26 protein-coding genes and 1 pseudogene are annotated in these 23,666 nt (G+C 60.9%); 16 read left to right on the forward strand and 11 right to left on the reverse strand.

The genetic code is table 11. The features are described from left to right. Nucleotides 1–149 precede the first annotated feature (149 nt). Both PSEUDOMOFG3G_RS28445 and PSEUDOMOFG3G_RS28450 read left to right on the forward strand, forming a co-directional pair. A pseudogene (locus PSEUDOMOFG3G_RS28445) lies at nt 150–344 on the forward strand (HAMP domain-containing protein); the annotation flags it as partial. Between the two features lie 114 nt (nt 345–458). Beyond that, nucleotides 459–1,202, forward strand: coding sequence for a methyl-accepting chemotaxis protein (locus PSEUDOMOFG3G_RS28450; RefSeq protein WP_372241397.1), 744 nt, complete (start codon nt 459–461; stop codon nt 1,200–1,202). Nucleotides 1,203–1,315: 113 nt separating this feature from the next. Here the strand turns inward: PSEUDOMOFG3G_RS28450 and PSEUDOMOFG3G_RS21960 are convergent, their stop codons facing one another. Genes PSEUDOMOFG3G_RS21960 through PSEUDOMOFG3G_RS21970 form a run of 3 tightly spaced genes read right to left on the reverse strand, consistent with a single transcriptional unit; the run spans nt 1,316 to nt 2,430 of the window. After that, entirely contained in the window at nt 1,316–1,939 is a 624-nt protein-coding gene (locus PSEUDOMOFG3G_RS21960; protein WP_047229424.1) for an SOS response-associated peptidase, read from the reverse strand. A gap of 35 nt (nt 1,940–1,974) precedes the next feature. After that, a complete protein-coding gene (locus PSEUDOMOFG3G_RS21965; RefSeq protein WP_014340166.1) occupies nt 1,975–2,235 on the reverse strand; it encodes a putative signal transducing protein in 261 nt (86 codons plus the stop codon). Nucleotides 2,236–2,247: 12 nt separating this feature from the next. Then, on the reverse strand, nt 2,248–2,430 hold the full coding sequence (locus tag PSEUDOMOFG3G_RS21970; RefSeq protein WP_047229423.1) for a CPXCG motif-containing cysteine-rich protein: 183 nt from the start codon (nt 2,428–2,430) through the stop codon (nt 2,248–2,250). A 139-nt stretch (nt 2,431–2,569) separates the two neighbouring features. On the opposite strand from PSEUDOMOFG3G_RS21970, the gene PSEUDOMOFG3G_RS21975 reads away from it, so the two are divergent. Continuing rightward, on the forward strand, nt 2,570–3,736 hold the full coding sequence (locus PSEUDOMOFG3G_RS21975; protein ID WP_139051136.1) for a 1-acyl-sn-glycerol-3-phosphate acyltransferase: 1,167 nt from the start codon (nt 2,570–2,572) through the stop codon (nt 3,734–3,736). Between the two features lie 99 nt (nt 3,737–3,835). On the opposite strand, the gene PSEUDOMOFG3G_RS21980 is transcribed toward PSEUDOMOFG3G_RS21975, so the two are convergent. After that, a complete protein-coding gene (locus PSEUDOMOFG3G_RS21980; protein WP_047229421.1) occupies nt 3,836–4,117 on the reverse strand; it encodes a hypothetical protein in 282 nt (93 codons plus the stop codon). Nucleotides 4,118–4,478: 361 nt separating this feature from the next. On the opposite strand from PSEUDOMOFG3G_RS21980, the gene PSEUDOMOFG3G_RS21985 reads away from it, so the two are divergent. Further along, a complete protein-coding gene (locus PSEUDOMOFG3G_RS21985; protein WP_047229420.1) occupies nt 4,479–4,685 on the forward strand; it encodes a hypothetical protein in 207 nt (68 codons plus the stop codon). Between the two features lie 129 nt (nt 4,686–4,814). Here PSEUDOMOFG3G_RS21985 and PSEUDOMOFG3G_RS21990 read toward each other — a convergent pair whose 3' ends face one another. Next, nucleotides 4,815–5,399 (reverse strand): YajG family lipoprotein, encoded by a 585-nt coding sequence (locus PSEUDOMOFG3G_RS21990; RefSeq protein ID WP_047229419.1) that lies wholly within the window; start codon nt 5,397–5,399, stop codon nt 4,815–4,817. 205 nt (nt 5,400–5,604) lie between these two features. Between PSEUDOMOFG3G_RS21990 and PSEUDOMOFG3G_RS21995 the strand changes: the two genes are divergently transcribed. The 3 genes from PSEUDOMOFG3G_RS21995 (at nt 5,605) to PSEUDOMOFG3G_RS22005 (ending at nt 9,230) form a co-directional block, all read left to right on the forward strand. Beyond that, nucleotides 5,605–5,838, forward strand: a complete 234-nt coding sequence (locus PSEUDOMOFG3G_RS21995; RefSeq protein WP_047229418.1) for a hypothetical protein — start codon at nt 5,605–5,607, stop codon at nt 5,836–5,838. A 737-nt stretch (nt 5,839–6,575) separates the two neighbouring features. Continuing rightward, nucleotides 6,576–8,084 carry a malate dehydrogenase (quinone) gene (gene mqo / locus PSEUDOMOFG3G_RS22000; RefSeq protein WP_047229417.1) on the forward strand — a complete coding sequence of 503 codons (1,509 nt, stop codon included), beginning with the start codon at nt 6,576–6,578 and terminating at the stop codon, nt 8,082–8,084. A gap of 120 nt (nt 8,085–8,204) precedes the next feature. After that, nucleotides 8,205–9,230 carry an IS110 family transposase gene (locus PSEUDOMOFG3G_RS22005; RefSeq protein ID WP_139051137.1) on the forward strand — a complete coding sequence of 342 codons (1,026 nt, stop codon included), beginning with the start codon at nt 8,205–8,207 and terminating at the stop codon, nt 9,228–9,230. 327 nt (nt 9,231–9,557) lie between these two features. On the opposite strand, the gene PSEUDOMOFG3G_RS22010 is transcribed toward PSEUDOMOFG3G_RS22005, so the two are convergent. Further along, nucleotides 9,558–9,845 carry a PA4642 family protein gene (locus PSEUDOMOFG3G_RS22010; protein ID WP_047229416.1) on the reverse strand — a complete coding sequence of 96 codons (288 nt, stop codon included), beginning with the start codon at nt 9,843–9,845 and terminating at the stop codon, nt 9,558–9,560. Between the two features lie 63 nt (nt 9,846–9,908). Continuing rightward, a complete protein-coding gene (locus PSEUDOMOFG3G_RS22015; RefSeq protein ID WP_047229415.1) occupies nt 9,909–10,394 on the reverse strand; it encodes a hypothetical protein in 486 nt (161 codons plus the stop codon). 287 nt (nt 10,395–10,681) lie between these two features. Here PSEUDOMOFG3G_RS22015 and dauA point away from each other — a divergent pair, with 287 nt between their 5' ends. Then, on the forward strand, nt 10,682–12,421 hold the full coding sequence (gene dauA, locus PSEUDOMOFG3G_RS22020) for a C4-dicarboxylic acid transporter DauA (protein WP_047229414.1): 1,740 nt from the start codon (nt 10,682–10,684) through the stop codon (nt 12,419–12,421). Nucleotides 12,422–12,549: 128 nt separating this feature from the next. Here the strand turns inward: dauA and PSEUDOMOFG3G_RS22025 are convergent, their stop codons facing one another. Both PSEUDOMOFG3G_RS22025 and PSEUDOMOFG3G_RS22030 read right to left on the reverse strand, forming a co-directional pair. After that, nucleotides 12,550–13,023: a WbuC family cupin fold metalloprotein gene (locus tag PSEUDOMOFG3G_RS22025; RefSeq protein ID WP_139051138.1), complete on the reverse strand. Its 474-nt coding sequence runs from the start codon at nt 13,021–13,023 to the stop codon at nt 12,550–12,552. Between the two features lie 3 nt (nt 13,024–13,026). Further along, a complete protein-coding gene (locus tag PSEUDOMOFG3G_RS22030) occupies nt 13,027–13,584 on the reverse strand; it encodes a hypoxanthine-guanine phosphoribosyltransferase (protein WP_047229412.1) in 558 nt (185 codons plus the stop codon). A 175-nt stretch (nt 13,585–13,759) separates the two neighbouring features. Here PSEUDOMOFG3G_RS22030 and upp point away from each other — a divergent pair, with 175 nt between their 5' ends. Together upp and PSEUDOMOFG3G_RS22040 are read left to right on the forward strand one after the other, a co-directional pair. Continuing rightward, nucleotides 13,760–14,398 carry a uracil phosphoribosyltransferase gene (upp, locus tag PSEUDOMOFG3G_RS22035; protein ID WP_030138594.1) on the forward strand — a complete coding sequence of 213 codons (639 nt, stop codon included), beginning with the start codon at nt 13,760–13,762 and terminating at the stop codon, nt 14,396–14,398. 2 nt (nt 14,399–14,400) lie between these two features. Further along, nucleotides 14,401–15,675 carry a uracil-xanthine permease family protein gene (locus tag PSEUDOMOFG3G_RS22040; protein ID WP_076386292.1) on the forward strand — a complete coding sequence of 425 codons (1,275 nt, stop codon included), beginning with the start codon at nt 14,401–14,403 and terminating at the stop codon, nt 15,673–15,675. A gap of 129 nt (nt 15,676–15,804) precedes the next feature. On the opposite strand, the gene hemH is transcribed toward PSEUDOMOFG3G_RS22040, so the two are convergent. Then, nucleotides 15,805–16,830 (reverse strand): ferrochelatase, encoded by a 1,026-nt coding sequence (gene hemH, locus PSEUDOMOFG3G_RS22045; protein ID WP_139051139.1) that lies wholly within the window; start codon nt 16,828–16,830, stop codon nt 15,805–15,807. A 13-nt stretch (nt 16,831–16,843) separates the two neighbouring features. Further along, on the reverse strand, nt 16,844–17,743 hold the full coding sequence (locus PSEUDOMOFG3G_RS22050) for a TIGR01777 family oxidoreductase (protein WP_139051140.1): 900 nt from the start codon (nt 17,741–17,743) through the stop codon (nt 16,844–16,846). Between the two features lie 196 nt (nt 17,744–17,939). On the opposite strand from PSEUDOMOFG3G_RS22050, the gene PSEUDOMOFG3G_RS22055 reads away from it, so the two are divergent. The 6 genes from PSEUDOMOFG3G_RS22055 (at nt 17,940) to PSEUDOMOFG3G_RS22080 (ending at nt 23,665) form a co-directional block, all read left to right on the forward strand. Next, entirely contained in the window at nt 17,940–18,926 is a 987-nt protein-coding gene (locus tag PSEUDOMOFG3G_RS22055) for an NAD(P)/FAD-dependent oxidoreductase (RefSeq protein ID WP_047229408.1), read from the forward strand. Between the two features lie 170 nt (nt 18,927–19,096). Beyond that, nucleotides 19,097–20,059, forward strand: a complete 963-nt coding sequence (locus tag PSEUDOMOFG3G_RS22060; RefSeq protein WP_047229407.1) for a DUF523 and DUF1722 domain-containing protein — start codon at nt 19,097–19,099, stop codon at nt 20,057–20,059. After that, nucleotides 20,059–20,997 (forward strand): MerR family transcriptional regulator, encoded by a 939-nt coding sequence (locus tag PSEUDOMOFG3G_RS22065; protein WP_139051141.1) that lies wholly within the window; start codon nt 20,059–20,061, stop codon nt 20,995–20,997. The genes PSEUDOMOFG3G_RS22060 and PSEUDOMOFG3G_RS22065 overlap by 1 nt, the downstream gene beginning before the upstream one ends. Further along, the gene (gene phrB, locus PSEUDOMOFG3G_RS22070) at nt 20,998–22,431 is read left to right on the forward strand and encodes a deoxyribodipyrimidine photo-lyase (RefSeq protein WP_139051142.1); all 1,434 of its coding nucleotides are present in this window, start codon (nt 20,998–21,000) and stop codon (nt 22,429–22,431) included. 126 nt (nt 22,432–22,557) lie between these two features. Then, on the forward strand, nt 22,558–23,331 hold the full coding sequence (locus PSEUDOMOFG3G_RS22075) for an SDR family oxidoreductase (RefSeq protein ID WP_139051143.1): 774 nt from the start codon (nt 22,558–22,560) through the stop codon (nt 23,329–23,331). A gap of 28 nt (nt 23,332–23,359) precedes the next feature. Further along, the gene (locus PSEUDOMOFG3G_RS22080; protein WP_076386300.1) at nt 23,360–23,665 is read left to right on the forward strand and encodes a YkgJ family cysteine cluster protein; all 306 of its coding nucleotides are present in this window, start codon (nt 23,360–23,362) and stop codon (nt 23,663–23,665) included. Nucleotide 23,666: the final 1 nt, after the last annotated feature.

Genomic DNA, 23,666 nt, shown 5'->3' on the forward strand with positions numbered 1-23,666 from the left:
TCGAGGTGTACATGCCGTTCGGCATCGGTGAAACCCAAGCCCGTTGGACGCTGATGCTACAACTGCCACTGGATGCGGTGATGGCCGAACTGCAAGCGTTGCAAAAAGACCTGGATGCGCAACGCCAGACCGACATCTTCGGCATGGCCATGGTGGGCCTGGTGATTGCCGGCATCGGCCTGTTGGTGATCTGGCTGGTGGCCCACGGAATCGCCCGTCCCCTCAAGCAAATGGTGGCGATGCTCGATGACATCGCCCAGGGCGAAGGCGACCTGACCCGTCGCCTGGTGAGCGACCGCGCGGATGAACTGGGTGCGATCGCCAAGGGCTTCAATACCTTCCTGAGCAAGTTGCAAGGGATGATCACCCAGGTCGTCACCTCGGTGCAGAGCGTCAGCGATTCCTCGGAGCACACTGCCGACATCGCCATCCGCACCAACCAGGGCGTGCACAAGCAAATGGTGGAGATCGATCAGGTCGCCACCGCCGTGCACGAGATGACCGCCACCGCCCAGGACGTGGCCCGCAACGCGACCCAGGCCGCCCAAGCCGCTGGTCACGCAGACCAGGCTGCCAGCCAGGGCATGCAGATCGTGCGGGACACTTCCACCTCCATCGGCGCCCTGGCCGTGGAAATCGGCAAGGCCGTGGGCGTGGTGCAGGCTCTGGCCAAGGACAGCGAGAACATCAACGCGATTCTCACCGCCATCCGCGGGATCGCCGAACAGACCAACCTGCTGGCTCTCAACGCGGCCATCGAAGCGGCTCGCGCCGGTGAACAAGGGCGTGGATTTGCGGTGGTGGCCGATGAGGTGCGCAACCTGGCGCAGAAAACGCAGCAGGCCACTGAAGAAATCCAGACGATGATCCAACAGTTGCAACAAGGCACCCGGGATGTGGTGCGGGTGATGGAAGACAGCCAGCACCGCACCGATGAAAGCGTGCAACACGCAGCGAAAGCGGCCCAGGCCCTGGAGACCATCACCCAGGCGGTATCGGTGATCAACGACATGAACACCCAGATCGCCAGCGCCGCCGAGGAACAAAGCGCGGTGGCCGATGACATCAACCGTAACGTGATCAACATCGGGCAAGTGGCAAATGAAGTGGCCGGTGGCGCGGACGAATCCAGCGCGGCCAGTGCGGATCTGACCAAACTGGCGGAGCAGCAGCGGCGGTTGATCAATCAGTTCAAGGTTTGATCCTCGGGCCCCATCGCGAGCAGGCTCGCTCCCACAAAGGGTTGGTGGCGAACACTATCTCTAATGTGGGAGCGAGCCTGCTCGCGATGGGGCCAGCACAGGCGCCTCAACACTCAAGCCGGAGTCAGGCACTCCGGCCCGTTGAGCTTCGGATCATTGACCATGTTGGCCAGTACCCGCTCGCGCAGTGCCGCCGGCTCACTGGCCAGCAAGCCTTGCAATACATGCAAGGGCGTCTCGGGATCGAGCCACAGGCGCTGGCCCTCTTCATCCAGGATCAACGGCCGACGCTGCCCTGCCGCCGGCTGGGTGATGACTGCGGTGCTCAGCCACACCTGTTCCTGCACGGGATAGGCTTCCCAGATCGCGGCGAAAAACAACGAAGAGCCCTCACCCGGCGTCAACCAGTAAGGGCGTTTGCGCGTGCCACCGCGCCATTCATAGAAGCCGTTGGCCGGCAGCAGGCAGCGGCGCAGGCGCAGGGCCTCACGAAACATCGGCTGCTCGGCCACGGTTTCGGCCCGGGCGTGGGCCGGGGTACGGGACAGGTCGGTCAGCCAGGGCGGCGTGAGGCCCCAGCGGGCCCGGGCCAGTTCGCGCTGCCCCTCAGCGCCGGCGCGCAGCATCAGCACCGAATCGTTGGGCGAAATATTCCACTGGGCCTTCTGGTCGGCAGGGAAGCCGGGCAAGGCCGCAAAGGCGGGGTTCCAGCGAAACAGGGCATAACGTCCACACATGGGGCAACACGACTCTTGATCAAACGGTCGCCAGCCTAACAGACCAATGTGCCGGGGTAACTGTCCGGCTCATCGCCGGGCAATGGCAGCGCGGCATTGTAGGCGGCGATCAGCTCCCGGGCGTATTGCGCCTGGTCGTCCTCCACCGCCAGTCCCAGCAGGCCATACATCGGCAACTCGCCGGCGCCGCCCACCAGGTCACGGCCCACCAGGTGGGCGGTGATGCCTTCGCTGGCGAGCATGCCCTGGAGCAGTTCGCCTTCCATCAGGTTTTCCAGCTCGTAGATTCGCTGCATGGACGTCCCCCATCATTCGTTTTCACTGAAGACTTCCAGATGCCATTCCTCATCGTGGACCTGCAGGACAAATGTTATCGGTCGGCAACAGACCTGACAGTCCTCGATATAGGTCTGATCACCGCCGGACAGGTCCACCAGCGTTTCCACTTCCTCACCACAATACGGACATTCATACGGAGCGGTTTCCAGCATCGCGGTCTCCCAGGTGACTTGTGCGTATAATCGCCGGTCTATTTGCAGGGCTATTTTTGTCTGGCGGATCTTCCAGGCCGTGCCCTGTCGGTTTTTCGATCGAACCTTTACTTACCCTAGCCGTTTCCTACAAGAGAGCATGATGGGCGAATTCGATGCCATCCGACCTTACGACGACAGCGAAGTCCCAGCGGTGCTGGCACGGCTGCTCGGCGACAAGGCGTTTCTAGATATCCTCACCCACTTCCGCTTCCCACGCCTGGCCGGGGCTTTCGGCTGGATGCTCAAGCCTCTTATAGCGCAAAGGTTGCGTCGTGAGTTCGCCGGCGTGACATCGGTCGCCACTTTGCAGGACAAAGTGGAGTTCTATGTCGACCACACGATCGAGCGTGCCACCGATGGCGTGACCTACACCGGGGTGGAGCAATTCAAATCCGGTAGCGCGTACCTGTTCATCGCCAACCACCGCGACATCGTGATGGACCCGGCCTTCGTCAACTACGCCGTGTACCACGCCGGCTTGCCGACGCCACGCATCGCCATCGGCGACAACCTGCTGCAGAAGCCCTTTGTCAGCGATCTGATGCGTCTGAACAAAAGCTTCATCGTGCACCGCTCCATCACCGGACGGCGGGAAAAAATGGCCGCGTACCAGTTGCTCTCGGCCTATATCAATCACTCGATCCGCAACGACTGCGCCTCGATCTGGATTGCCCAGGCCGAGGGTCGGGCCAAGGACGGTGACGACCGCACCGAATCGGCGATCCTCAAGATGTTCCACATGAGCCGCAAGGACGAACCCTTCGGCGAGGTCATCCAGTCGCTGAACCTCACGCCGGTGTCCATCAGCTACGAATACGACCCGTGCGACCAGGCCAAGGCCCGCGAGCTGTACATCCGCGCCACCACCGGCACCTACACCAAGGCACCGGGCGAAGACGACGTGAGCATCGCCAAGGGCATTACCGGCTATAAGGGTCGGGTCCACGTGAACTTCGCCGCGCCGATCACCGAGCTGTTCGAGGACACCAAGCAACTGGCCCAGGAAATGGACCGGCAGATTCTCGGCGGCTACCGCCTGTTCCCGGTGCATTACCTGGCTTACGCCCAATGGGCCGACGCCGACCCGCAGTTGCAGGTGCCGACAGCGGCCCAGGTATTCGGCGCCGATGAACTGGCCAAGGCCCAGGAAGAATGGCAGCGCCGGCTGGACGCTTGCCCGCCGGAGCACCGCCCATTCCTGGTGCTGCAATACGCGACACCGGTGCGTAATCAGTATCGGGTCAAGGCGGGATTGGCGCTTTAAGCGACGCCTGTCAAAAAGATCGCAGCCTTCGCCAGCGCCTACATGAATCGATTGTTCATCTTGTAGGCGCTGGCGAAGGCTGCGATCTTTTTTTATCCATCAGAACTGGGTGCTGACCCACGACACCAGCAGTGCCAGGCCCAGGCAGGCAAAGCCGAAACGGTAGAAAAACCGGTTCATGCGCTGGGTCGCCAGGTCCAGCAAGGCTTCGAATCGCTCGTCGCCGTCGCTCTTGCGCGCCTCAAGGCAGGCCCGCGCCCGTTGTTCACGGCGACGCGTGGCATGCAGCACCCAACCGCCCGGGCAGGCAAACAACAATGCGAGCAGGTTGATCAGTTTGGCGGGGTGAGCAGCGAACAACGAAAACAAATGCAGCGACATCACAAACCTCAAGCAATAAACGGACAGGACGCGCCCGGGACCTACGAACGGCGTGAATTCTACCGAAAGCGCCCTCGCCTACTGCACTTTTTCCGACCAATAACGATCCCCTTGCCCTGCATGCCATATTCCTTTGTGGCGAGGGAGCTTGCTCCCGCTGGGGTGCGAAGCGCCCCCAATGAAGCTGAGGCAATCAACCTCAGACACCGCAGCGACAAGTTTGGGGCTGCTGTGCAGCCCAGCGGGAGCAAGCTCCCTCGCCACAGAATCCGTCAGCAAGCCCTGGGTTAATTTTTCACGTCACGGTTTCGTCATCTGAATAGGCCACCCTGTCGCCCTTCAAACCTGCCCGGAACCCACCATGCTCCACGCCGAAAACCAGGATCGTCTCTATCTCATCAGCCCGAGCGACGAACAACAGAACCTCGTCGGCAGCCTGTCCTTCAACGTACAGGATCGGCATTGGCTGGTGTATTGCGCCCTTGGCGGCCATCAACACGCCGACCTTCCGGAGACCGATCTGCTGACTGGGATCAGCGTGCTGGAGCTGTATTCCCAGGCTGCATGAAGGTTTCTTGCTTGCAAAAAAACTGTGGGAGCGAGCCTGCTCGCGATAGCGGAGTGTCAGTCACCTCAATGTTGACTGATCCGCCATCGCGAGCAGGCTCGCTCCCACAGGGGGTACGGAACGTCCTACTTACTCAGCCAGCACCTGACCAATGGTCGGGTCCTTGAACAGGCGTGTCAGGGCATCGCTCAACACGTCGCTGACCAGCTTGGTGTTGGTGTCCTGGTTAGGCGCCATGCCGAAGCGCTGGTCCAGCGAGGCACCGTAACGACCGCTGTAACGACGATTGGCGTTCTGCACCTCGGAGCGGAAGGTCGCGCCGATGGTGGCTTCGGTCACATACATGCCTTCCTTGGGCGACTGGTACTTCAACTCGGCCAGGGTGACGGTCAGTTGCGGTGCATTCATCGCGTTGGCGGTAGGGGTGAAGCCCAGCAAACGTACCGCCGCTTCGGCCTGGGCCTGCAGCTTGGGCAGAATCTGCGCGCCCTGCACCGTGATCACACTGGTTTCCGGGTACAGCCCGCCGCGGGTGCCGAGGGTCGGCGACGGACGACCGTCCACCACCCGTACCACCACCGGCTGGCCGCGGCCCACGGGCGCCAGCTGGGCGTTGAGCTTGGGCTCCGGGTTAAGTTGTTGCGGGCTGTGGGCGCAGCCGACGAGGGCCAGACTGGTCACAGCGATCAAACCGAACAACAGGCGTTGCAACATGCTCTTCTCTCCAGAATCGGGCACAAACAGGCCCGCAGTATAGCGGTGCGCTATGGCGGTGAACTAGCGCTGCACGATGAATACTCAAATGTCTGACACCCCATGGGAAAACCGGTTCGTGTCATGCCATTGTCATGATCCTTACATCGGCATGTCATGGCCTCCTGTCAGCCTTGGCACAAGCTCCCCGACACGGTGTCCGACCATGCGCTTTCTCATTTCCCTGTTCACTCCGCGCCCACAGCACCGCTGCTTCGCCCTGCTGGACCGCAACGGCCGTTGCCAGGCGTTCAAGCAATGCAACCTGCAGCCCATGGGTGAAGGTTGGGTGGAAATCGAAGAGATTCGCCTGAACTGGCTACACCAGCCATTGCCCGCCAGCGCCCGCGTGCAAACCCTTGGCGCTCGCCCACGCAACCGTCAACTGTTGGCCGTCTGACCGGATGGCTAATAAAAGTCATTAAACACGACCATTTCCCTGCGTTTCTTCGATACAATCTGCCCCCGATTATAAGGACGTCTCCTGATCGGGCCTCGCAACACCGCTAATGCGCTTGTATTGGCACCCCGCACCGCCCACAGAGAGCCGCCCACACAGATCGAGTGAAGCTGGCGCGCTTGCTGTTCTTCAAGCAAATCACCACTTTTCGCGAATCTGCAGAGCTGTCATTACGCTCGGTCACTGAGCTGTCTGCCCGTTTTGCCTGTCATGTATTACATGGGGGCAAACCAAACCGGGCGCGGTGCCAGGCTGGGACAGCCCTTTTTTGAGGTTCACGTCTTCAAAAGAGCGTGAAAAAACGGGTTTTCACAACTTCACGAGAGTGTGGCGAGCAAATGAATAGTTTTGCGTCTGAACAAGCACCATTAGCGTCTGAAACAGCCCAACGACACAGGACCGCCTATCGCTCAAGAACCGGCGCCTGAAGCCTGTCCGCTACGGATTTGGTTGCACGAACGGATGTCTCGGCCATAAGTCGAATTGCCTGCCCGGCGCTTAAATGAGTTCATGGGACTCTGAGGCCAGGCTGCATGCATCCGCAGTAGTTGCGAAAAATTGCGAAGATTCGGACATGGCGATCCTGGCCATGGATACCTGGGGCGCAACTGACCTGCCCCGCCACTCCTGGCCGCCATGCCGACAATTTGGTGCTGCAGATTTTGGAGACGCGTTAAATGGCGCATAACGAAGCAGTCGATGTAGTTCTGGTAGGGGCCGGCATCATGAGTGCCACCCTGGCCGTGCTGCTCAAGGAACTCGACCCCGCGATCTCGCTGGAAGTCGTCGAGTTGATGGATTCCGGTGCCGCGGAGAGTTCCAACCCGTGGAACAACGCCGGCACCGGCCACGCCGGGCTGTGTGAGCTGAATTACACGCCCCAGGCGGCCGATGGCAGTGTCGACATCAAGAAAGCCGTGCACATCAACACCCAGTTCGAGGTGTCGAAGCAGTTCTGGACGTACCTGACCAAAAAAGGCACGTTCGGCTCATCCAAATCCTTCATTGCCCCCGTCCCGCACCTGAGCTTCGTGCAGGGTGAAAAAGGCGTGTCGTTCCTGAAAAAGCGCTTTGAACTGATGCGCCAGCATCACGCCTTCGCTGACATGGAATACACCGAGGACAAGGCCGTGATGGCCGAGTGGATGCCGCTGATGATGCCGGGCCGGCCAGCTGACGAAGTCATCGCCGCCACCCGCGTCATGAACGGCACCGACGTCAACTTCGGCGCCCTGACCAACCAGTTGCTCAAGCACCTGACCAGCGCCCCGGACACCCAGGTCAAATATTGCAAGCGCGTCACCGGCCTCAAGCGCAACGGCGCTGGCTGGACCGTCAGCATCAAGGACGTCAATTCCGGCAGCAGCCGTGACGTCGATGCCAAGTTTGTCTTCCTGGGCGCCGGTGGGGCGGCATTGCCGCTGCTGCAAGCGTCGGGCATCGAAGAAAGCAAAGGCTTCGGTGGCTTCCCGGTCAGCGGCCAGTGGCTGCGTTGCGACAACCCGGAAGTGGTCAAACATCACCAGGCCAAGGTCTACAGCCAGGCCGCCGTGGGCTCGCCACCGATGTCCGTGCCGCACCTGGACACCCGCGTGGTCGATGGCAAGAAATCCCTGCTGTTCGGGCCATACGCCGGTTTCACCACCAAGTTCCTCAAGCATGGTTCGCTCATGGATCTGCCGCTGTCGGTACGTGCCGGCAACATCGGCCCGATGCTGGCCGTGGCCCGGGACAACATGGACCTGACCAAGTACCTGATCAGCGAAGTGATGCAGTCCATGGAGCAGCGCCTGGAATCCCTGCGTCGCTTCTATCCCGAGGCGAAAGCCGAGGACTGGCGCCTGGAAGTGGCCGGCCAACGGGTTCAGATCATCAAGAAGGACCCGAAGAAAGGCGGTGTCCTGCAGTTCGGCACCGAACTGGTGGCGGCCAAGGACGGCACCCTCGCCGCCTTGCTCGGCGCCTCGCCCGGTGCTTCGGTGACCGTCTCGATCATGCTGGACCTGATCGAGCGCTGCTTCCCGGACAAAGCCAAGGGAGAATGGGCGAGCAAACTCGCTGAGATCTTCCCGGCGCGGGAAAAAGTGCTGGAAACCGACGCGGCGCTGTATCGCAAGGTCAATGCGCAGAACAACGTCGCCCTGGAACTGGTTGAAGAAAGCAGCGAGACACCCAGCTTCGCTTGATTCTGCCGGATAAAAAAACGCCCCGTTCTTTCTGAGAGCGGGGCGTTAATGAGATGGTCACCCCCACACCCTGCGAGGGCTACGCTTTCGCAGGGTGTTTTGTTTTCGGAGGCCATCATTATGAGCGAGTCAGCGCTGATCGGGATCGATCTCGGTAAACACAGTTTCCACCTGCACGGCCAAGACAAATTGGGCCGAGAGGTGTTTCGCAAGAAGTTCTCGCGTCAACAGATGATGACGCTCTTCGGCAATCTGCCGGCCTGTACCGTGGTGATGGAAGCTTGTGCCGGGGCGCATTTCGTCGCTCGCCAGCTGATGGCCATGGGGCATGAAGCCAAACTGATTTCCCCGCAATTCGTCCGCCCCTTCGTCAAAGGCAACAAAAATGACTTCGTGGATGCCGAAGCCATTTGCGAGGCGGCTTCGCGTCCATCGATGCGCTTCGTTTCGCCTAAAACCGAGGCACAGCAGACGCTTTCCGTTCTGCATCGCCTGCGCGAGTCGCTGGTACGCGATCGCACCAAAACCGCCAATCAAATGCATGGTTTCCTACTGGAGTTCGGCATCAGCCTGCCCAAGGGCCTGGCGATCATGAAGCGGTTGGCGAGTATTTTGGCTGAGCATGAGTTGCCCGTTCGGTTGACAGTGCTGTTACAGCGCTTGCATGAGCATTTCTGTTATCTGGATGAACAGATCAAGACGCTGGATAAAGAGCTGGCAAGCCAACTGGCCGACGATGATCTCGGCAGCCGCTTGCTGAGCTTGCCGTGTGTCGGGCCGATCACCGCCAGCCTGCTGGCTGTAGAGATGGGGGACGGCAGGCAGTACCGATGCAGCCGTGACTTCGCCGCCTCCGTGGGCTTGGTGCCCAGGCAGTACAGCACCGGCGGCAGGGCTAATTTGCTGGGTATCAGCAAGCGCGGCGACAAGCACCTCAGGCAGTTGCTGGTTCAATGTGCTCGGGTCTATATGCAGAGGCTAGAACACCAGAAAGGGGCTCTGGCCGACTGGGTGCGCTCATTGCTTGGGCGACGACACTCGAACGTGGTGGCCTGCGCCCTGGCTAACAAGCTGGCGCGGATCGCGTGGGCGCTAGCGGCTCACCATACGCAATATGAAGCAGGGCCAGACGCGCTGAACGCCTGACCCTGCGGTTGTTGCAGTACCACGAATCACCCTTCAGGTTTTGCGATAGCTGAACAACGGATGACGTGAACGGCCCACCGGCCTGACGAAGAACCTGACATAAAAATCGGCTTCAGAAGCCGCGGCATTTTTCAGGATCGTCAGGCGCGACTCTCATCGTGGCGCGGGGCATGCCCTGGATCGACGCCGGATAGATTTAAGCAAGCCAACCACTTCACCCATTAATCAGTATTGCAAAAATGGGGGTGACCATAGATTTTTTATGGGAGAAGCTGTCGTGGCGAGGGGGCTTGCTCCCGCTGGCCTGCGAGGCAGGCCGCCAAGTAATCAGCCACGAGCCTTGTTGATCAACTCGATGTATTCCTCGGCATTACGCTGGTCCTGGATCAGCGCCACGAAATCGTTGCCATGCTCATCCTTGCCATTGAGGTCGTAGCCGGCCTCGACGAAAAACGTCAGAAAGCGCTCGAAGTCGTCGACCCGCAGGCCACGGTAGGCCTTGATCAGTTTGTGCAGCGACGGCGAAGTGGCATCGACCGGATCGAAATTGAGGAACAGCTTGATCTGCTCATCGCCAATCTCGTCACCAATCACTTGTTTCTTGTCTTTACGCATTGCCGGGCTCCAGCTCGCACAGTTCACGGGGGCGGGCAGTTTACCCCCGGCAGGCCTCGGGGCTCAACGCGGGCGTACAGCGCCGGTGTGCAGGTCGGCCCAGATATGGCCGTTGGCGTAGCTGAGGAACTGCACGTACACCGTGTCGCTGCGCAGCAGATCGATCACCACTTGATACTGGGCCTGTGGATAAGACAGGGTCAGAGTCTTGCTCGCCTCGTCGAAGGCAGGTTTTTTCAGGCTTTTGCTTTCGCCATCGAAGTTCAGGATCACCTGGTTGAGGGTGGCGCCTTTGTTCAGGGGTTTACCTTTGAGGCGCACCAGCAACGGCGATGTAACTGGTATCGGTTGCTGGTTGGACTGACGCTGATTGCCCAGCACCACCGAATACTCGGTGACCTGGAGCAATTGCTGGTGTTCGGGTTGTTCCTGACGTACCGCCAGATCGTCGGGGGGCAGAAATTGACTGTGCATCGGTGCGCCAACGGCCGCCCACGACAGGCTGGACATCAGCAGCAGAGCGGCGCAGCGGCGGGTCAGTACACTCATGACAGGCTCCAGGATCTTGGCCCGGCACTCTAGCATGAGCCCAGGCGGTAAAAATAACGATCCAGGTCAATACATCCGCGCCACGAGCACGGCATACTCAAAGAGCCATCAGCCCCGGCCTGCCGGTGTATGCCTTTGTGGCGAGGGGGCTTGCTCCCGCTGGGTTGCGCAGCGGCTCCAAGATTTTGCGAGCGCTACGCACTCGAGCGGGAGCAAGCTCCCTCGCCACGGGTTTTGTGTTTGGCAAAGCTCAGGATGTATCCCTTTCTTTCATGCGTGGAGTGCCCATGTCCTTCTCCGCCCCACCGATATTCGCCGCTTGGCGCCAAACCTGGCGCGCCGGTTACACCCTTGAACGCCTGCGCGGAGATCTGGTGGCCGGGCTGACCGTCGGCATCATTGCCATCCCCTTGGCCATGGCCCTGGCAATCGCCGTCGGCGTGCCGCCGCAGCATGGCTTGTACACGGTGCTGGTGGCCGCCCCCCTGATTGCCCTCACCGGCGGCTCGCGCTTCAACGTGAGCGGGCCGACAGCGGCGTTCGTGGTGATCCTGCTGCCCATTACCCAGCAATACGGCCTGGGCGGCCTGCTGCTGTGCACGATGCTGGCGGGCATGATCCTGATAGCGCTGGGCCTGATGCGGGCCGGGCGGCTGATCCAGTACATTCCTTATCCGGTCGTTCTCGGTTTTACCGCTGGGATCGGCGTGGTCATTGCCACCCTGCAACTCAAAGACCTGTTGGGCCTGACCACTGTCGGCAACGCCGAGCATTACATCGAGCAATTGGGCGCCTTGATCACGGCGCTGCCCAGCGCCCGGCTCGGCGACGGCCTTATCGGCCTCATCTGCCTGGCGGTATTGATTGTCTGGCCGCGCTGGGTGCCGCGTGTTCCGGGACATCTGGTCGCCCTGTTGGTGGGTGCGCTGTTGGGGCTGGCGCTGGAAAGCGGCGGCTGGCAAATCGCGACATTGGGCGAACGTTTCAGCTACGTGGTCGACGGCATCAGTTACCCCGGCATCCCGCCATTTTTGCCGAGTTTCGACTGGCCTTGGAATCTCCCGGACAATCAGGGCCGCTCCTTGGAACTGTCCTACGATCTGATCCGCCAATTGCTCGGGCCTGCCTTTGCCATCGCCATGCTCGGTGCCATTGAGTCGCTGTTGTGCGCGGTGGTGGCCGACGGCATGACCGGCAGTAAACACGACCCCAACGCCGAACTGATCGGCCAGGGCCTGGGCAATCTGGTGGCGCCACTGTTCGGCGGCATCACTGCCACGGCGGCGATTGCCCGCAGCGCCACCAATGTGCGCAGCGGCGCGTTTTCGCCATTGGCCGCAATCATTCACAGCCTCGTGGTGCTGGGGGCAATTGTGCTGCTGGCGCCGTTGTTCAGCTATCTGCCCATGGCAGCGCTGGCGGCGTTGCTGGTGATGGTGGCCTGGAACATGAGCGAAGCCGGACACGTGCTGCACACCTTGCGTATCGCCCCACGCAGTGACGTGCTGGTGCTACTGACCTGCCTGAGCCTGACCGTACTGTTCGACATGGTCCTGGCCGTCGCCGTCGGGCTGCTGCTGGCCGCCGGGCTGTTCATCAAACGCATGAGCGAGCTGACGGACACCGCCGAACTGCCGCGCCATTTCCATCAGGCCCTGCTGGAGATGCCCGAACACGTTCGCTGCTACGCCATTCGCGGACCGCTGTTTTTCGGCGCGGCAGAAAAGGCCCTGGATGTGCTGCGAAAATTCGATCCGGGGATTCGGGTGATGGTGGTGGAAATGAGCGCCGTGCCGATGCTGGACATGACTGCGCTGGCGGCTTTTGAAAGCATCCTCAAGGACTACCGCAAGCAGGGCATCGGCCTGATTCTGGTGGCAACCGCGCCACGGGTACGCCTGAAGTTGCGCCGCGCCGGCATCCATCGCGAGCAGCGCCAACTGGCGTATGTGCAGACCCTGGAGCAGGCACGGGCCAAAAGCGAAAAATGGCTCGCCGGTAGCGCTGCACACTCAAGCCCGGCCTGATTGATCTGTTGCCACGCAGCTTTTTGTGGCGAGGGAACTTGCTCCCGCTTGGGTGCGTAGCACCCACCTGCAATTGGGGCTGCTGCGCAGCCCAGCGGGAGCAAGCTCCCTCGCCACAGAAGCACCGCTCAGTCGAACTGAGCGCGCATCCAGGCCTGGTACTGCGCCACCCCCGCCTCGCCTTCGCGGGGCGCCCAGGGGGCCAGTTCACCGTCGCCCACCGGGCGGTAAGGCCCGGCCTTGCACTCGAACATCAGGCTGTCGGCTTCCAGCACCACTAAACCGTGGTAAACGCCCGCCGGCAGGTCGACACCGAGGCAATCGCCACCGGCCTGCAGGATACGCTTGTCCACCACCGTCCCGGTTTCATCAAAGATCAACACACCGAGCCGGCCCTTGAGCACCAGCAGGGTTTCAGCCTTGTCAGCGCTCAGGTGGCGATGCGGCGGGATGTAAGTGGACGGCTGCAAGCCAACCGCCATGCGATGGCAAGGCTCGTCCATCCGATGAAAATTGTGGTGTTGGCGCCCGCGAGGACTGGCCGTGGCTTTCTCGGCCAGTTCGTTGAACAGCGCTTGATCCAGAAAGCCCGGCTGGTTCATCGATTACATTCCTTTGACGGCGAAAATACCGTTGGCATTGCGCCAGTAGCCTTTGTAGTCCATGCCGTAGCCGAAGATGTAGCGGTCAATACACGGCAGGCCGACGAAATCGGCTTTCAGGTCCGGACGGGCCTTGCGGTCATGGTCCTTGTCGATCAGCACGGCGGTGTGCACGGCGCGGGCACCGGCGTGTTTGCAGAAGTCGATGATGGCGCCCAGGGTGTGACCTTCGTCGAGGATGTCGTCGATGATCAGCACGTCACGGTCGATGAACGAAACTTCCGGCTTGGCTTTCCAGAACAGGTCGCCACCGCTGGTTTCGTTGCGGTAACGGGTGGCGTGCAGATAGGACGCTTCCAGCGGGAAGTTCAGGTAGGTCAGCAGTTTGCCGGAGAAAATCAGCCCACCGTTCATGACGCAGAACACCACCGGGTTGGAATCGGCCAACTGGTCGTTGATTTGCGCGCCGACACGGGCGATGGCCGCTTCGACTTCGGCTTCGGTGTACAGGCAGTCAGCCTCTCGCATGATTTGACGGATATGCTCGAGATCAGCGGACATGGCGCTCTCCAGGGGAGGTTGGGGGAGGGACGGGTTCGGAAAAGCGGGCAAAGGTACGCATCCCGCCCGGCCAGATCAAGCGTTTGTGGACTAACGTTCTGTATTGTCTATAGGACAACACCCTCGGATAGATTAATCTAGGCCGGTTTTTTTGCCCGCCGCCGGAGCTTTCCCCATGCCCATCCTCGAGATCCGCCACCCGCTGATCAGACATAAACTCGGCCTGATGCGCCGCGCCGACATTAGCACGAAGAACTTCCGCGAACTTGCCCAGGAAGTCGGTGCACTGCTCACCTACGAAGCCACCAAGGACCTGCCGCTGGAGTCCTATGAAATCGACGGTTGGGCCGGCACGGTCCAGGTGGAAAAAATCGCCGGCAAGAAAATCACCGTGGTGCCGATCCTGCGTGCCGGCATCGGCATGCTCGAAGGCGTGCTGAGCCTGATCCCGGGCGCCAAAGTCAGCGCCGTGGGCGTGGCCCGCAACGAGCAGACCCTGCAGGCGCACACCTACCTGGAAAAACTGGTGCCGGAAATCGACGAGCGCCTGGCAATGATCATCGATCCGATGCTCGCCACCGGCAGCTCCATGGTCGCCACCATCGACCTGCTGAAAAAAGCCGGTTGCCGTGACATCCGCGCCATGGTGCTGGTGGCGGCCCCCGAAGGCATCAAGGCCGTGGAAGACGCTCACCCCGACGTCACCATCTACACCGCTTCCATCGACCAGAAACTCAACGAACATGGCTACATCATCCCGGGCCTGGGCGATGCCGGCGACAAGATCTTCGGTACCAAGCAGAAGGACGCTTGAGCATGCAGGATGAGTTCAACGATCCGCTCTGGCGCCAGGTATTGTCTGGCGCGCAGATGCTGTTCGTCGCCTTCGGCGCGCTGGTACTGATGCCGCTGATCACCGGGCTGGACCCCAACGTAGCGCTGTTCACCGCAGGCCTGGGAACAATCCTGTTCCAGATCGTCACCGGGCGCCAGGTGCCGGTGTTTCTGGCATCGAGCTTTGCCTTCATCACCCCGATCATTCTCGCCAAGGGCCAGTTCGGCCTGGCCGCGACCATGGGCGGGGTGATGGCGGCCGGTTTCGTCTACACCTTCCTGGGCCTGGCGGTGAAGGTCAAGGGCACCGGTTTTATCGACCGCTTGCTGCCGCCGGTGGTGATTGGGCCGGTGATCATTTCCATCGGCCTGGCCATGGCACCGATTGCCGCCAACATGGCCATGGGCAAGGCCGGCGACGGCACCGAGCTGATTGCCTACCAGACGGCGATGCTGATCTCGATGCCGGCGCTGCTCACCACCCTGATCGTCGCGGTGTTCGGCAAAGGTATTTTCCGCCTGGTGCCGATCATTTCCGGCGTGCTGGTGGGCTTTGCCATGGCGTTTTATTTTGGTGTAGTGGACACCGCCAAAATCGCCGCCGCGCCATGGTTCGCCCTGCCGAACTTCACCGCGCCGGAGTTCAACTGGCAAGCGATCCTGTTCATCGTACCGGTGGCTTTGGCGCCAGCCATCGAGCACATCGGTGGGGTCATCGCCGTGGGCAGCGTGACCGGTCGCGACTACCTGAAAAAACCCGGCCTGCACCGCACCCTGCTCGGCGATGGCATCGCCACCACGGCAGCCGGCCTGTTCGGCGGCCCGCCCAACACCACCTACGCCGAAGTCACTGGCGCGGTGATGCTGACCAAAAACTACAATCCGAAAATCATGACCTGGGCGGCGATCTTCGCCATCAGCCTGGCGTTCATCGGCAAGTTCGGCGCGCTGCTGCAAAGCATCCCAGTGCCGGTAATGGGCGGGATCCTGTGCCTGTTGTTCGGTTCGATCGCGGCGGTGGGCATGAACACGCTGATCCGCCACAAGATCGACCTGAGCGAAGCGCGCAACCTGGTGATCGTTTCGGTGACGCTGGTGTTTGGTATCGGCGGTGTGCTGGTAGGCACCGGCACCGGCCCGGACGACTTCGGCCTCAAAGGCATCGCGCTGTGCGCGGTGGTGGCGATCGCCCTGAACCTGATCCTGCCGGGCAATGACGGCTGGAAGCAGAAGAAGGCGGATGAGCCGCTGATCTGACTCAAGCTTGAAGTTTTGTGCTGCCAGTCAAATAGCTATCGCGAGCAGGCTCGCTCCCACATCAGCGGATCTTTGAACACTCGAGATCCATTGTGGGAGCGAGCCTGCTCACGATTGGGCCCTTGAATTTTACAAAGCGATCGGTGCCCGCTCGCACAGGGTGCTCAACGCCTGCGCCCATTGCACATCATCATTGAGACACGGCACCAGCACCAACTCCTCCCCGCCCGCCTCACGAAATTGCTCGCGCCCGCGATCACCGATTTCTTCCAGGGTTTCGATGCAGTCGGCCACGAACGCCGGGCACATCACCAGCACTTTCTTCACGCCACTTTTAGCCAGTTCATCCAGGCGCGCTTCGGTGTAGGGTTCGATCCACTTGGCGCGCCCCAGCCGCGACTGGAACGACACCGACCATTGGCCATCCTTGAGCCCCATGCGCTGGGCGAACAGGTCGGCGGTGCGAATGCATTGCGCGCGGTAACACGTAGCCATGACCTCAGGCGGCGCATTTTTGCAGCAGTCGGCGTCCTTGAAGCAATGAAAACCCGTGGGGTCGAGCTTGGTCAGGTGCCGCTCGGGCAAACCATGGAAGCTCAACAGCAGGTGGTCGTAATCCTGCATCAGATACGGCTTGGCGCTGGCAACCAGGGCGTCGAGGTATTCCGGCTGATCGTAGAACGGCTGGAGAATCGAGAACTGCACATTGAGCTTCTTTTCGCGCACTACCCGCTTGGCTTCTTCGATCACCGTGGTGACTGTGCTGTCGGCAAATTGCGGATACAACGGCGCCAGCGTGATCTTCTTGTGGCCCTGACTTGCCAGGCGCACCAGGGTCGACTCAATGGACGGCTCGCCATAACGCATCGCCAACTCAACCGGCCCCTGGGTCCATTGCGCAGTCATGGCTTGTTGCAAGCGACGGCTGAGCACCACCAGCGGCGAGCCCTCGTCCCACCAGATCGACGCATAGGCATGGGCCGATTGCTCGGGGCGCCTGATCAGGATCAGCGACACCAGCAAGCGCCGCACCGGCCACGGCAGGTCGATGACGTAGGGGTCCATCAGAAACTGATTGAGGTAGCGGCGCACATCGGCCACCGAAGTAGAAGCAGGCGAACCCAGATTCACCAGAAGCAACGCGTGATCGGTCATGCAACGTCCTATTTCAAAGGCGGTTCGACAAATCGTCGAGAGCCGCATGCAAATCAGTGAAGCGGAAAGTGAAACCCGCCGCCTGCAATCGGGCCGGCGTTGCGCGCTGGCCGCCCAGCAGCAGCAATGACAATTCTCCCAATGCGACCTTCAGCGCCAGCTCCGGCATCGGCACCACGGCCGGCCGATGCAACACGCCCCCCAGGGCCTTGGCAAAATCGCGGTTACGCACCGGGTTCGGCGCGCAGGCATTATAAGGACCGCTGGCCTCATCGCGGTGCAGAAGAAAATCAATCAGAGCGATTTGATCGGCAATGTGAATCCACGGCATCCACTGCCGGCCATTGCCAATACGCCCGCCCAACCCCAGTTTGAACGGCAGCAGCAGCCGCGACAAAAAGCCGCCCTCGGCCGACAGGACCAGACCGGTGCGAACCAGTACCACCCGTATGCCCATGGCCTCGGCGCGCTGCGCGGTTTCCTCCCAGGCGATGCACAACTGGCTGGCGAAGTCCTCGCTCACCGGTCCCGAGTCCTCGGTCAGCTCACGCTCGCCGCCGTCGCCGTACCACCCCACCGCGGAACCGGAAATCAATACCCCGGGTTTGTGTTCGCTACGCTCCAGCCAAGCCAACAACGCTTCTGTCAGGGTGATGCGACTGCTCCACAACAACTTCTTGCGTTTATGGCTCCAGGGGCGATCCGCAATCGGTGCACCCGCGAGGTTGACCACCGCATCCACCGGCTCGGCAATCTCCTCGAGCCTGGCGACACCCCGCACTTGCGCGCCGCAGATCTTCGCCACGTCTTCGGGGCGACGACTCCACACCGTCAAGCGATGGCCCTGCGCCAACCAGTGGCGGCAGAGCTGACGTCCGATCAAACCAGTACCGCCGGTCAGCAATATGTGCATGAAGTGTTCCTCGCATCGCGTTTTACCCAGCCCATTAGTCTATTTTTATAAGCAGGGATTTTTCGTATCAGGCAGGGTCTGTGTTTAACAATAGGTCACCCTGTCAAAACGCGAACGGTAAAACTTATACCAAAAACCCTAATTGTACAGGTTTAAACGACGGCGTAGTCTGTACAGAAAGGTAAACGAGGCCCTCATGACTGTACCTATCGCAATCATCGGCACCGGCATCGCCGGACTTTCAGCCGCCCAGGCCCTGACGGAGGCCGGGCATGTCGTTCAACTCTTCGATAAAAGCCATGGCAGTGGCGGACGCATGTCCAGCAAGCGCAGTGATGCCGGCGCACTGGACATGGGCGCACAGTATTTCACCGCCCGCGATCGCCGCTTCGTGATGGAAGTCCAGCGTTGGCAAGCCCAGGGCTGGGCGGCGGAATGGACACCTCAGCTTTATCATTTCAAGGATGGGCAACTGAGCCCGTCGCCGGATGAGCAGACCCGCTGGGTCGGCACCCCGCGCATGAGCGCCATCACCCGCGCCTTGCTTGGCGAGTTGCAGGTGCAGTTCTCCTGTCGCATTACCGAGGTGTACCGCGGTCAGGAGCATTGGCACTTGCAGGACGCGGAAGGCTTCACCCACGGCCCCTTCGGCCAGGTGGTGATCGCCACGCCCGCGCCCCAGGCCACGGCATTGCTGGCGGCCGTGCCAAAGCTGGCCGCAGTGGCGGCGGGCGTGAAGATGGACCCCACCTGGGCCGTGGCCCTGGCCTTCGAAACACCGCTGGATACCTCAATGGAAGGCTGCTTCGTCCAGGACAGCCCCCTCGACTGGCTGGCTCGCAACCGCAGCAAACCGGGGCGCGACAGCACGCTCGACACCTGGGTGCTGCACGCCACCAGCGACTGGAGTCGCCAACATATCGACATGGCCAAGGAGGCGGTGATCGAACACCTGCACGGCGCGTTCGCCGAGCTGCTGCACAGTGCTATGCCTGCGCCCAGCTTCAGCGTGGCCCATCGCTGGCTTTACGCGCGCCCCGCCGGCAACCATGAATGGGGCGCCTTGGCCGATGCCGACCTGGGTATGTATGTTTGTGGCGACTGGTGCCTGTCCGGTCGTGTCGAAGGTGCTTGGCTAAGCGGTCAGGAAGCCGCACGCCGTCTGCACGCCAGCCTGCAATAGAACGCGCCAGCCTACGTCACCCGCTGCTGTCGAAACAGGCAGCAGCCTGTCTGCGCAAAAACCACATCGCCCCACACGCAAAAGCGGTTGACTTGTGCGCGTTCGGATCTATGATGAAAATATTGTACACAAATGTTATTTTGTACAAGATTTGAAATCAGAGGTCGCCCATGCCCCATGATGCCGTCGTCAAACCGAAAATCGCTATCAGCGCCTGCCTGATGGGCGCTGAAGTTCGCTTCAACGGCGGACACAAGCAATCGCAGCTATGCAGCCGTACCTTGGTCGACTACTTCGACTTCGTCCCGGTCTGCCCTGAAGTCGCCATTGGCCTGGGCATTCCCCGCGAGCCGATCCGGCTGGTGGGCAATCCCGAACGACCCGACGCGGTCGGCACGGTCAGGCACGACCTCAATGTAACCCGGCCATTGGCCGCTTACGGAGAGCAGATGGCCGAGGAACTGGATGACATCTGCGGCTACATCTTCATGCAGAAGTCGCCGTCCTGCGGACTGGAGCGGGTCAAGGTCTACGATCACAACAGCGTGCCACAGGACGGCGGCGGACGCGGCATCTATGCCCAGGCGTTTTGCGAGCGCCACCCCGACTTGCCGGTGGAGGAAGACGGTCGCCTGAACGACCCGGTGCTGCGGGAAAATTTCCTGACCCGGGTATTTGCCTACGCGGCCTGGCAACCGCTGCGCCGCAAAGGCCTGACACGCCGCGACCTGATCCACTTTCACTCGCGCTACAAATATCTGTTGATGGCCCATAACCCTGTGCAATACAAGGCCTTGGGCAATCTGTTGGGCAACATGGGCAAGGCCGATCCTGACGAGCTGGGCGCACGCTACTTCAGCGCCTTGATGGCTGCTTTGAAGAAATGCGCCACCCGCCGCACTCACACCAATGTGCTGCAACACCTGAGCGGTTACCTCAAACGCGCCATCAACGCCGAAGACAAGCAGGAAGTACAACACCTCATCGGGCAATACCGCCTCGGCATCGTACCCTTGGTGGTTCCGCTGACCTTGCTCAAGCATCACTTGCGCCTGCATCCCGATCCCTATCTGGCGCAGCAGGTCTACCTGCAACCGCACCCGGAAAACCTCAGTCTGCGAAATGCCATTTGATGAAAAGCGAACCTGATTCCAGCGCCAGCGAAGACCTGGGGGCCGACTTCGCCAAAGCCCTGGCGCAGGGCTGGCTGCCCATACGCGAAGTCGCCCGCCAAACCGGGGTCAATGCCGTCACCCTGAGAGCCTGGGAGCGCCGTTATGGCCTGATCGTGCCGCACCGCACCCCCAAGGGTCACCGACTGTTCAATGCCGATCATGTGCAACGTATCTTGAGCATCCTCACCTGGATCGATCGGGGGGTGGCGGTGAGCAAGATAAAACCGCTGCTCGACACACCGCAGCCGCCCAGTGAACCGTTGGAAAACGACTGGCAGCGTCAGCGCCACGCCCTGATGCTGGCGGTCACGCAACTGGCCGAGCGTCAGGTCGATGATCTGGTCAACCAGGCTATGGCGCTTTATCCGCCCTGGACGGTGTGCGAGCAGTTGTTGCTGCCTTTGCTGGCCGAACTGCAATTGCGCTGGCAAGGCCAGTTCGGTGCGCAGTTGGAGCGGGTGTTTCTGTACTCCTGGCTGCGCAGCAAATTCGGCAGTCGGATCTACCACAACAATCGTCAGTTGCGCGGTGCGCCAATGCTGCTGGTCAACCATTCGGACCTGCCCCTGGAGCCCCAATTGTGGCTTAGCGCCTGGCTGGCCAGCAGCGCCGATTGCCCCGTGGAGGTGTTCGATGGGCCGATACCCGCAGGCGAACTGGCCTTGGCCGTCGAACGCCTCAAAGCCCGTGGAGTGCTGCTGTACTCCAGCAACGCGCTGAACCTGTCCCAACTGCCCAAGCTGATCAGTGGGGTGGATTGCCCGATCATCATCGCCGGCCCGGCCGCATCGATCCATCACGCCCGGTTATCCACAGGCATTTCGACCGACAACCTTACGTGGGCCGAAGATCCGTTATCGGCTTACCGCGAACTGAGTCGCAGAGCACTTATTTGAATGAAAAACCCCACGCAACTGATCTGGCTGCGCAGCGACCTGCGCCTGCACGACAACACCGCCCTCGCCACCGCAGCAGCCCGGGGACCTTGTGTGGCGGTGTACCTGCCGAGCCCGGAACAATGGCGCGCGCATGACGATGCACCGTGCAAGATCGACTTTTGGCTGCGTAACCTCGCCTCGTTGAGCACTGCCCTGGAGGCGTTGAACATCCCGCTGCTGATCCGCCACGCTGCACGCTGGGATCAGGCACCGCAGATTCTGCTCTCGCTGTGCCACGAACTGGCAATCGACGCCGTCCATGTCAATGAAGAATACGGCTTGAACGAAACCCATCGAGATGCCGAAGTTGCCCGAACGTTGCAGGGCCAGGGCATCGAATTTCACAGCCACCTCGACCAACTGCTGTTCAAGCCCGGCAGTGTGCTGACCAAAACCGGCACCTATTTCCAGGTGTTCAGCCAGTTCCGCAAGGTCTGTTACAGCCGCCTGCACTTTTCGCTGCCAGGCCTGGTCGCCAAACCGGCCCGGCAGGCACCCACCGGCATTGTCAGCGACCCGGTGCCCACGCAAGTCGAAGGCTTCTCGCCTGCGAGTGAAACGCTGCGCGCCCTCTGGCCAGCGGGTGAAAACGAAGCCCAGCGGCGTTTGGACACCTTCGCTGAGCAACACCTCGATTATTACCAGAGCGAACGGGACTTCCCCGCCAGACCAGGCACCAGCCAGCTCTCGGCGTACCTGGTGGCGGGTGTGATCTCGCCGCGCCAATGCCTGCATGCGGCGCTGCAGGCCAACCAGGGTGAATTCGAGAGCGGAAATGTCGGTGTTGTGACATGGATCAATGAATTGCTCTGGCGTGAGTTCTATAAACACATTCTAGTGGGCTATCCACGTGTGTCTCGCCATCGCGCGTTCCGTACGGAAACCGAAGCGCTGGCCTGGCGCAACGCCCCCGAAGAGCTGGAGGCCTGGAAACAGGCACGCACTGGCTTGCCGATCATCGACGCGGCCATGCGCCAGTTGCTGGAAACCGGGTGGATGCACAACCGTTTGCGGATGGTGGTGGCGATGTTTCTGACCAAGAACCTGCTGATCGACTGGCGCGAGGGTGAGCGCTTTTTCATGCAACACCTGATCGACGGCGACTTGGCCGCCAACAACGGCGGCTGGCAGTGGAGCGCCTCAACCGGGACGGATGCGGCGCCCTGGTTCCGGATCTTCAACCCCTTGAGTCAATCGGAGAAATTCGACCGTGAAGGATTGTTCATCAAACGCTGGTTACCTGAACTGAACGATCTCGATAAGCAACAGGTCCATAATCCAAACATGCAGGGCCGATTGTTTGGCGTGACGGATTATCCTCCGGCGATTGTCGACCTGAGTCAGTCCCGGGCTCGTGCATTGCAGGCGTTCAGAAACCTGCCAACTCGATAAGTGTAAAACCAAGAAATCGGGCGATCAGCGAACAGAAAAACACGGACCGTAAGATGCAATTTCAACCCTGCGGCCATACAGTCTTATACCAAACTCGTGCACTCTGCTCGGCGAAGGAAGTATGGAATGGGTCTAGAAACTCGTAAGCGATATTGGCTGACCGGTGCGGGCAACGGAATCGGCGTTTCGTTGGCCGAAGCGATACTCAAAACCGGCGCACACCTGGCCGTTAGCTCGCGCTCGTCGCGCTCGAGTGAAGACCTTTCGGCACGTTATCCGGGACAAGTACTGGCGGTACCCGGCAACTTGACCGACAGCCAGACCGTACGCGAGATCGGCGAACAGATTGCCCGGCAGTGGGGCTCGCTGGACACCGTGATTCTCAATGCAGGAACCGCCGAATACATCGACGGCCAACCCGCCGACCCTTTGATCATCGAACACATTGTGCGCAGCAATCTGATAGCGGCCAGCTTCTGCATTCACACTGCCCTGCCATTGCTGCGTGCAGGCAACCGGTCCCATCTGGTGGGCATCGCCAGCCCGGCGACTTACCTGCCACCGTCATATAGCGAGGCCGACGGCAAAGGCATGCGTTTTCTGTTTGAGTCGGCTCGCGTCGAACTGGTGGCCGAGGGCATCGACGTGACGCTGGTTCATCCGGGCTTCGATAGCCCTTCGCTCAGCCTCGACGACTGTTTTCCGGCCCCAGTCCAGTGGACGGCCGAAACGGCGGCACATCACGTGCTGACACAACTGGCCGAGCGCCCCCATGAAGTGGCGCTCCCCGTTTCGTCCATGACCGTACTCTGGCCGCTACCTTCATCGACCGAATCGATGCTCACTGACGTCAACTCAGATAAAGCGGGGAATGGGTGCCCGATCAAGGGCCAACCCTGAGGGGCGCGGTTGCCTTACACTGCGCGCCATGAAAACCATCCCTGTCCATCAGATCCCCCAGCCTGCCGTCACTTGTTCGACGTGCGCGGCGTGCTGTTGCCAACTGGAAGTGATGCTGATCACTGACACTGGCGTGCCCGAACGCTTTATCGACACGGACGAATGGGGTGGAGAAGTGATGTTGCGGCTCGACGATGGTTGGTGCGCGGCGCTGGATCGCGATAGCATGAGGTGCACGATCTACGAAAAACGCCCGCTGATCTGCCGCGAGTTCGAGATGGGCGCGCCGGAATGTATTGAAGAACGCAAAGGGATTGCGACTGCATATCGGTAGC

Source organism: Pseudomonas sp. FG-3G (assembly GCF_901007645.1).
In the GTDB taxonomy this organism is placed as follows: Bacteria; Pseudomonadota; Gammaproteobacteria; order Pseudomonadales; family Pseudomonadaceae; genus Aquipseudomonas; species Aquipseudomonas rhizophila.

Coding starts and splice junctions, on each gene's coding strand:
- PSEUDOMOFG3G_RS28450 (WP_372241397.1), top strand. CDS start 459: ATGGTGGAGATCGATCAGGTCGCCACCGCCGTGCACGAGATGACCGCC.
- PSEUDOMOFG3G_RS21960 (WP_047229424.1), bottom strand. CDS start 1,939: ATGTGTGGACGTTATGCCCTGTTTCGCTGGAACCCCGCCTTTGCGGCC.
- PSEUDOMOFG3G_RS21965 (WP_014340166.1), bottom strand. CDS start 2,235: ATGCAGCGAATCTACGAGCTGGAAAACCTGATGGAAGGCGAACTGCTC.
- PSEUDOMOFG3G_RS21970 (WP_047229423.1), bottom strand. CDS start 2,430: ATGCTGGAAACCGCTCCGTATGAATGTCCGTATTGTGGTGAGGAAGTG.
- PSEUDOMOFG3G_RS21975 (WP_139051136.1), top strand. CDS start 2,570: ATGATGGGCGAATTCGATGCCATCCGACCTTACGACGACAGCGAAGTC.
- PSEUDOMOFG3G_RS21980 (WP_047229421.1), bottom strand. CDS start 4,117: ATGTCGCTGCATTTGTTTTCGTTGTTCGCTGCTCACCCCGCCAAACTG.
- PSEUDOMOFG3G_RS21985 (WP_047229420.1), top strand. CDS start 4,479: ATGCTCCACGCCGAAAACCAGGATCGTCTCTATCTCATCAGCCCGAGC.
- PSEUDOMOFG3G_RS21990 (WP_047229419.1), bottom strand. CDS start 5,399: ATGTTGCAACGCCTGTTGTTCGGTTTGATCGCTGTGACCAGTCTGGCC.
- PSEUDOMOFG3G_RS21995 (WP_047229418.1), top strand. CDS start 5,605: ATGCGCTTTCTCATTTCCCTGTTCACTCCGCGCCCACAGCACCGCTGC.
- mqo (WP_047229417.1), top strand. CDS start 6,576: ATGGCGCATAACGAAGCAGTCGATGTAGTTCTGGTAGGGGCCGGCATC.
- PSEUDOMOFG3G_RS22005 (WP_139051137.1), top strand. CDS start 8,205: ATGAGCGAGTCAGCGCTGATCGGGATCGATCTCGGTAAACACAGTTTC.
- PSEUDOMOFG3G_RS22010 (WP_047229416.1), bottom strand. CDS start 9,845: ATGCGTAAAGACAAGAAACAAGTGATTGGTGACGAGATTGGCGATGAG.
- PSEUDOMOFG3G_RS22015 (WP_047229415.1), bottom strand. CDS start 10,394: ATGAGTGTACTGACCCGCCGCTGCGCCGCTCTGCTGCTGATGTCCAGC.
- dauA (WP_047229414.1), top strand. CDS start 10,682: ATGTCCTTCTCCGCCCCACCGATATTCGCCGCTTGGCGCCAAACCTGG.
- PSEUDOMOFG3G_RS22025 (WP_139051138.1), bottom strand. CDS start 13,023: ATGAACCAGCCGGGCTTTCTGGATCAAGCGCTGTTCAACGAACTGGCC.
- PSEUDOMOFG3G_RS22030 (WP_047229412.1), bottom strand. CDS start 13,584: ATGTCCGCTGATCTCGAGCATATCCGTCAAATCATGCGAGAGGCTGAC.
- upp (WP_030138594.1), top strand. CDS start 13,760: ATGCCCATCCTCGAGATCCGCCACCCGCTGATCAGACATAAACTCGGC.
- PSEUDOMOFG3G_RS22040 (WP_076386292.1), top strand. CDS start 14,401: ATGCAGGATGAGTTCAACGATCCGCTCTGGCGCCAGGTATTGTCTGGC.
- hemH (WP_139051139.1), bottom strand. CDS start 16,830: ATGACCGATCACGCGTTGCTTCTGGTGAATCTGGGTTCGCCTGCTTCT.
- PSEUDOMOFG3G_RS22050 (WP_139051140.1), bottom strand. CDS start 17,743: ATGCACATATTGCTGACCGGCGGTACTGGTTTGATCGGACGTCAGCTC.
- PSEUDOMOFG3G_RS22055 (WP_047229408.1), top strand. CDS start 17,940: ATGACTGTACCTATCGCAATCATCGGCACCGGCATCGCCGGACTTTCA.
- PSEUDOMOFG3G_RS22060 (WP_047229407.1), top strand. CDS start 19,097: ATGCCCCATGATGCCGTCGTCAAACCGAAAATCGCTATCAGCGCCTGC.
- PSEUDOMOFG3G_RS22065 (WP_139051141.1), top strand. CDS start 20,059: ATGAAAAGCGAACCTGATTCCAGCGCCAGCGAAGACCTGGGGGCCGAC.
- phrB (WP_139051142.1), top strand. CDS start 20,998: ATGAAAAACCCCACGCAACTGATCTGGCTGCGCAGCGACCTGCGCCTG.
- PSEUDOMOFG3G_RS22075 (WP_139051143.1), top strand. CDS start 22,558: ATGGGTCTAGAAACTCGTAAGCGATATTGGCTGACCGGTGCGGGCAAC.
- PSEUDOMOFG3G_RS22080 (WP_076386300.1), top strand. CDS start 23,360: ATGAAAACCATCCCTGTCCATCAGATCCCCCAGCCTGCCGTCACTTGT.